Annotated in this window: 9 protein-coding genes; 6 read left to right on the top strand and 3 right to left on the bottom strand. The window is 61.1% G+C overall.

Annotated elements, in window-relative coordinates; translation table 11 throughout:
* The first annotated feature begins 283 nt into the window (after positions 1-283).
* Positions 284-1129, top strand: a complete 846-nt coding sequence (locus ACXWUF_RS16935; protein WP_458503323.1) for a RibD family protein — start codon at positions 284-286, stop codon at positions 1127-1129.
* Positions 1126-1872 carry a pteridine reductase gene (locus ACXWUF_RS16930; protein ID WP_458503322.1) on the top strand — a complete coding sequence of 249 codons (747 nt, stop codon included), beginning with the start codon at positions 1126-1128 and terminating at the stop codon, positions 1870-1872. Before ACXWUF_RS16935 ends, ACXWUF_RS16930 begins: the two co-directional genes overlap by 4 nt.
* Here ACXWUF_RS16930 and folK read toward each other — a convergent pair.
* Together folK and folB are read right to left on the bottom strand one after the other, a co-directional pair.
* Positions 1837-2361, bottom strand: a complete 525-nt coding sequence (gene folK / locus ACXWUF_RS16925; protein ID WP_458498921.1) for a 2-amino-4-hydroxy-6-hydroxymethyldihydropteridine diphosphokinase — start codon at positions 2359-2361, stop codon at positions 1837-1839. The genes ACXWUF_RS16930 and folK overlap by 36 nt on opposite strands.
* A complete protein-coding gene (gene folB, locus ACXWUF_RS16920) occupies positions 2354-2719 on the bottom strand; it encodes a dihydroneopterin aldolase (protein WP_458498922.1) in 366 nt (121 codons plus the stop codon). The genes folK and folB overlap by 8 nt, the downstream gene beginning before the upstream one ends.
* Before the next feature lie 83 nt (positions 2720-2802).
* Between folB and plsY the strand changes: the two genes are divergently transcribed.
* Complete coding sequence (gene plsY, locus ACXWUF_RS16915) at positions 2803-3390, top strand: glycerol-3-phosphate 1-O-acyltransferase PlsY (protein WP_458503321.1); 588 nt, start codon at positions 2803-2805, stop codon at positions 3388-3390.
* Positions 3391-3406: 16 nt separating this feature from the next.
* Here plsY and tsaD read toward each other — a convergent pair whose 3' ends face one another.
* Entirely contained in the window at positions 3407-4420 is a 1014-nt protein-coding gene (gene tsaD, locus ACXWUF_RS16910; protein WP_458496903.1) for a tRNA (adenosine(37)-N6)-threonylcarbamoyltransferase complex transferase subunit TsaD, read from the bottom strand.
* Positions 4421-4534: 114 nt separating this feature from the next.
* Between tsaD and rpsU the strand changes: the two genes are divergently transcribed.
* From rpsU to ACXWUF_RS16895, 3 genes are all read left to right on the top strand, one after another.
* Positions 4535-4768, top strand: a complete 234-nt coding sequence (gene rpsU, locus ACXWUF_RS16905) for a 30S ribosomal protein S21 (protein WP_458496904.1) — start codon at positions 4535-4537, stop codon at positions 4766-4768.
* Positions 4769-4784: 16 nt separating this feature from the next.
* Positions 4785-5234: a GatB/YqeY domain-containing protein gene (locus ACXWUF_RS16900; protein WP_458496905.1), complete on the top strand. Its 450-nt coding sequence runs from the start codon at positions 4785-4787 to the stop codon at positions 5232-5234.
* A 61-nt stretch (positions 5235-5295) separates the two neighbouring features.
* The coding region (locus tag ACXWUF_RS16895) for a DNA primase (RefSeq protein WP_458503320.1) at positions 5296-5866 on the top strand (571 nt) is incomplete at its 3' end.

Raw genomic sequence — 5866 nt, 5'->3', positions numbered from 1 at the left:
GCGCCTGGTGGCACAAACATTGAATGGCGATGCAGTATCCGAAAAATTGGATCGTTTGGCTGCGGAAGTGGCCAGCAAGAAGCGCGATCCTTATTCGGCGGTTGATGAACTAATCAAAAGCGTCAGTAGTCAGTAGTCAGTGGTCAGTGGTCAGTGGTCAGTGGTCAGTGGTCAGTGGTCAGTGGTCAGTGGTCAGTGGAAAAGCATCGGGGCGAGTAAAATCCCGTCAAGTATTTCTTCTGCCACCCTCTAAACGAGTATTGACCACTCTCAAACAGCCGCCATGACCAAAACCGTCCTTCGCCTCTATCCGCCGCCTGCCGAAGAGGTCTCTTTGCGAGGCTTGTACTTGCAATTCAACCTGCACCGCTTGGGCACGCCCGAGTCGCCCTTCGTCTACGCGAACTTCCTGTCCAGCCTGGATGGCCGCATCGCCCTTGAGCATCCCGGCGGCGAAACCTACCTGCCCAAAAGCCTGACCACGCCGAATGATTTCCGGCTGCTTTTGGAGTTGCACGGCCAGGCCGATTGCCTCATCACCCATGGCGGCTATCTGCGGGCGCTGGCCGAGGGGCGGCTCGGGAATATCCTGCAAGTGGGGCAACACGAATTGGGCCGCGACCTGTCGGGTTGGCGTGCGGCGCAAGGCTTGCCGCCGCAGCCAGCGGTGGTCATCGCCAGTGCCAGCCTGGATTTTTCCATGCCGGCTTCGATCCGCGAGCATGGGCAGGCTTGCTATATCGCCACCGGAAGGCAGGCCGATCCGAGACGGGTGGCCGATTGGCGGGACCGGGGCTACGAGGTGATTTTCGCGGGCGAAGGGCAGATGGTGGAAGGCGCCGCGCTGACCCGCCGCCTAGGCGAATTGGGCTATCGCACGATCTGCCTCATGGCCGGGCCGCACATGCTGGACACCATGGTCCGGGAAGGGCAACTGGCGCGGCTGTTCCAGACCATCACCCATCAACTCCTGGGCGGGGAGTCCTTCCGCACGCTGTTGCCGGGGCCGGAATTGGGCGCGTCCGGGCACCTAAACATGGCGTCGCTTTACTACGACCCGACCTTGCCCGTGGGGGCGGGGCAGTGGTTCGCTCAGTTCGAGGTCAATCGCGGGGAGAAGGCCGAATGAACCCGGAAAATTTCGATAAAGCCGTGCTGGTGACGGGCGCGGCCCGGCGGATTGGGGCGGAAATCGCCCGTGGGCTGCACGGGGCGGGCTATCGGGTGATCGTGCATTGTCATCGGTCGGTGGCGGGGGCGGAAGCCTTGGTGGCCGACTTGAACGAACGGCGGCCCGATTCGGCGCGGCTGGTGCGGGCCGATCTGGCGGAGACGGTGGGGCTTGCTGGGCTGGTGGACCGCGCCGCCGGGTTCTGGGGGCGGCTGGATGGCTTGGTGAACAACGCCTCGACGTTTTATCCCACGCCCCTGGAAACCGTTGCCGAGAAGCAATGGGACGAACTCATGGCGAGTAATCTCAAGGCGCCATTTTTCCTGGCGCAGGCGGCGGCGGCTCATTTGCGGCGGCAGCGGGGCGGCATCGTCAATATCGTCGATATTTACGCCGAGCGTCCGTTGCGGAGCTTTCCCGTGTACAGCATCGCCAAGGCCGGGCTGGCGGCGTTGACTCGTTCGCTGGCGGTGGAACTGGCCTCGGAGGTGCGGGTGAATGGCGTTGCGCCGGGTGCCATCCTGTGGCCGGAGCAGGAGCAGCAAGCGTCGCCGAAGGCCGAAATCCTGGCCCGTGTCGCGCTGGGCCATGCCGGGGAACCGTCGGACATCGTCAAGGCGGTGCTGTTCTTGCTGGGGGAGGCGCCCTATATGACGGGGCAGATTCTAGCGGTGGACGGTGGGCGCAGCCTGTTCATCTGACGGGCGGGCCGGGCCAAGCCGTTGTTGGCTCAATCCGGTTTTGTCGAACCATTCCCACAAGTCGGCGTAGCGTTCGCCCGTGACTGGGTGTTGGCCGTCCGGCGCGATTTCGGCCAGAGGTTCCAGCACGAAGGCGTAGCGGGTGATTTCATCACGGGGTAGACGCAGCTTGCCTTCTTCCATGATGACATCGCCGTAAAGGAGCAAATCGGCATCCAGGGTGCGCGAGGAGAATTTTTTGCAACTGCGCGTGCGGCCATGCCGCTCCTCGATTTCGGTCAGGATTTCAGCCACCCGCCGCACTGGCAGTTCGGTGAAAAACGCGGCCACTAGGTTGTGGAAGGGCGGGCCATCAAAACCCACGGCCCCGGTTTCGTAAAGGTTGGAAATGGTCAGTGTGCCGAAGTGCCGCTCCAATTCCACCAGGCACGACGGAATATGCCGTTCCCGGTCGATGTTGCTGCCAATGCTGACGAACACTTTAGGCATGGCCCAATTTCACCCCGCGTTCAATCAAAATCCCTACGTCGCTTGCCCCCCGGATGGCGCCCTTCTTGTTGAGCGTCAGGCGGACCCAAGGCACGCCGAATTCCTCGATAATAATTTGAGTGACTTTCTCGGCCAGGGTTTCCACCAGGAGGAACTCGCTTTCTTCCACAAAAGAAATCACCCGCTTGGAAACGGCCTTGTAATCCAGGGTGTCGGCGATATCGTCGGACGCCGCCGCTTTGCGGATGTCCGTCGCCATGTCGAGGTCAAGGATGACGGTTTGCCGAATGGTCCGTTCCCAATCGTAGATGCCAATGACTGTCTCGATACTCAGGCCGCGCAGAAATATAATGTCCATCGTGATTCCAGTTGAATTTCGCTCAATGGGCGAATTCGTAGCATAAAACCATTAAACCTGACAAATACTCTGGATTAAAGCCCATGGCGCAATGGCTCTTGGTTCCTGTGGCGTATCTATTCGGCTCGTTGTCGAGCGCGGTCATCGTCAGTCGGTTGTTCGGCCTGCCCGATCCCCGCGAGGAGGGCTCGAAAAACCCCGGCGCCACCAATGTGCTGCGTTTGGGCGGCAAGAAGGCGGCGGCCCTCACCCTGGCGGGCGACGCCCTCAAAGGCTTGATTCCCCTGCTGCTAGCCAAAGCCTTGGGTGCCGAACCCCTGATCGTGGCCGTGGTGGGCTTGGCGGCGTTCGTCGGCCATCTGTTCCCGGTCTTCTTCGGCTTCAAGGGCGGCAAAGGCGTTGCCACCGCGTTTGGCGTCTTGAGCGGATTCTCCGGCTGGGTGGGACTGGCCGTGCTGGCGACCTGGGTCGCCGTGGCCTTTATCTCGCGAATTTCGTCCCTGTCGGCCCTGGTGGCGGCAACGCTGGCGCCGGTTTACGTCTGGTTCCTGCTGCGGTCGGACGCTCTGGCTGGTGCCGCGCTGGTCATGGCGGTGCTGTTGATCGTGCGGCACCGGACCAACATCGAGCGCTTGCTCAAGGGCGAGGAAAGCCGCATCGGCCAGAAGTAGTCCTAGCGGTGGGCCGTTAGGGCGGCGGCAATTCGCTCAGCGGCCAGCGGGGCCGGGCGTTGATTTCCGGCGGCTCGGCGTGGCCCGCCAACAGCCGCTGGCAGCCCGCGTAAGCGATCATGGCGCCGTTGTCCCCGCAGAATTCCAGCCTCGGGAAATACACCCGATAGCCTTTGTCCCGCCCCATCGCCTCCAATTTTTCCCGCATCCGCCGGTTCGCGCTGACGCCGCCCGCCACCACCAGCCGGTTCAACCCGGTGGCTTGAAGAGCGCGGCGGGATTTAATCGCCAGGGTGTCCACCACGGCCTCTTGGAAAGCGGCGGCAACGTCGGCTTTGTCCTGGCGGGTTCCCGCCGTGCCTGCCATCGTGGTGAGGGTGTGGGTCTTGAGTCCGCTAAAACTGAAATCCAGGCCGGGCCGGTCGGTCATCGGGCGCGGAAATATGAAGCGGCCCGCCGTGCCCTCGTCGGCCAGTCGGGCGATTTCGGGACCGCCGGGATAGCCCAGGCCCAACATCTTCGCGGTTTTGTCGAAGGCTTCCCCGGCGGCGTCATCCAAGGACTCGCCCAAAATTCGGTAGCGGCCAATCCCCGCCACTTCCACCAATTGGGTATGCCCGCCGGATACCAGCAGCGCCACGAAGGGAAAGGCGGGCGGGTCAGGCTCCAGTAGCGGGGCGAGCAAGTGCCCCTCCATGTGATGTATGGCGACCGCTGGGACATTCCAGGCCCAGGCGAGGCTACGGGCCACTGCCGCGCCCACCAGTAGGGCACCAATCAGGCCGGGTCCGGCGGTGTAGGCGATGCCGTTGATTTGGTGTTTAGCGAGACCGGCTGTTTCGATGCTGCGGTTAATCAGTGGAATCAGCTTCCGCACATGGTCGCGGGAGGCCAATTCCGGCACGACGCCGCCGTATTCCGCGTGGGTTTTCACTTGGCTGTAGAGTTGATGAGATAGCAGGCCCCGCTCGGAGTGGAAAACCGCCACCCCGGTTTCGTCGCAGGAAGTTTCGATGCTTAATACGTACATGGAATTCGCTTTTTGCCTTCTTGAGCTTAGAGGGTATAATTATCCCTTTTTATCAGGCCCGGACCAGCCGGCCCACACAACCGTTGAACTAGACACCTCTCCTGGAAAGCTTACATGCCCTCGATCAAGATCAGAGAAAACGAACCCTTCGAAATTGCCATCCGCCGTTTCAAGCGCGCTTGTGAAAAAGCTGGCGTCCTGTCGGAAGTTCGCCGTCGGGAATTCTATGAAAAGCCCACCGAAGAGCGTAAGCGTAAGGCGGCGGCGGCGGTCAAGCGGCATCTGAAAAAGCTTTCCCGCGAAAGGTTCGCCCTCCAGAATCTGCGTAAAGGGCGTCCTCAGACCTAACCGGGAGTTGCTCCCCATGAGTTCATTGAAACAGCGCTTACAGGCTGACATGAAGTCGGCCATGAAGTCCGGCGAGAAAGACCGTTTAGGCGTTATCCGCTTGGTCATTGCGGCCATCAAACAGCGTGAAGTCGATGAGCGCATCCAATTGGACGACGATCAAATCACCGCTGTCTTGGACAAGATGGTCAAGCAGCGGCGCGAGTCCATCACCCAGTACCAGGCGGGTGGCCGCGACGATTTGGCAGCGATTGAGAGCGCTGAGATTGGCGTCATTCAAGCCTATCTACCCCAGGCATTGAGCGAGGCCGAGGTCGACGGTCTAATCCGAGAGGCCATCACCGAGACCGGCGCGGCGGGCATCGCTGGCATGGGCAAGGTAATGGGCGTGCTCAAGCCCAAGATGCAGGGGCGGGCGGATATGTCGGCGGTTAGCGCACGGGTCAAAAGCCTGCTGGGCGTGTGAGCAAGCGTCAACCATGCCGGGATAGGCAAGCCGGTTTAGGTTGAAGACGCCGGTGTAAGCGATGTCCGGCAGGATTCCTCGCGAGTTCATCCAGGATTTGCTGGCGCGTATTGATGTCGTCGATTTGATAGACGCACGGATTCCGCTCAAGCGCACTGGTCAGAACTTCACTTGCCGTTGTCCATTCCATAACGAAAAGTCGCCTAGCTTCAGCGTCAGCCGGGACAAGCAGTTTTATCACTGCTTTGGATGCGGTGCCCATGGCAACGCTATCAGTTTTTTGATGGAGTACGACCGGCTCACATTCGTTGAGGCGGTGCGCAGCTTGGCGGACACGATGGGCATCCCGATCCCGTCCGAATCGCTCCGGGGTTCCGCAAGAGAGCAGGACGAGCCAGTGGCCGATCTGTATGAAATACAGGATCGCGCCGCCCGCTTTTATCAGCATCAGCTTAAGGCCCATCCCTCGGCAGGGCGGGCCATCGAATATTTAAAGCAGCGGGGCGTGACCGGCGAGTTGGCCAACCGCTTCCGGTTGGGATATGCGCCGCCGGGTTGGCAGAACCTGCCGACAGAGTTGCCTCGACCGCTGCTGGAAGGGGCGGGTCTGGTCATTTCCAAAGAAGGCCGGA

The sequence above is a fragment of the Methylomagnum sp. genome, from assembly GCF_054333355.1.
Note: the sequence above shows the minus strand (reverse complement) of the source record. Positions and strands in the feature narration are given on the sequence as shown.

What these genes read in the sequence shown, in the direction of transcription:
- ACXWUF_RS16935 (WP_458503323.1), top strand. Translation starts at nt 284, where the DNA reads ATGACCAAAACCGTCCTTCGCCTCTATCCGCCGCCTGCCGAAGAGGTC.
- ACXWUF_RS16930 (WP_458503322.1), top strand. Translation starts at nt 1,126, where the DNA reads ATGAACCCGGAAAATTTCGATAAAGCCGTGCTGGTGACGGGCGCGGCC.
- folK (WP_458498921.1), bottom strand. Translation starts at nt 2,361, where the DNA reads ATGCCTAAAGTGTTCGTCAGCATTGGCAGCAACATCGACCGGGAACGG.
- folB (WP_458498922.1), bottom strand. Translation starts at nt 2,719, where the DNA reads ATGGACATTATATTTCTGCGCGGCCTGAGTATCGAGACAGTCATTGGC.
- plsY (WP_458503321.1), top strand. Translation starts at nt 2,803, where the DNA reads ATGGCGCAATGGCTCTTGGTTCCTGTGGCGTATCTATTCGGCTCGTTG.
- tsaD (WP_458496903.1), bottom strand. Translation starts at nt 4,420, where the DNA reads ATGTACGTATTAAGCATCGAAACTTCCTGCGACGAAACCGGGGTGGCG.
- rpsU (WP_458496904.1), top strand. Translation starts at nt 4,535, where the DNA reads ATGCCCTCGATCAAGATCAGAGAAAACGAACCCTTCGAAATTGCCATC.
- ACXWUF_RS16900 (WP_458496905.1), top strand. Translation starts at nt 4,785, where the DNA reads ATGAGTTCATTGAAACAGCGCTTACAGGCTGACATGAAGTCGGCCATG.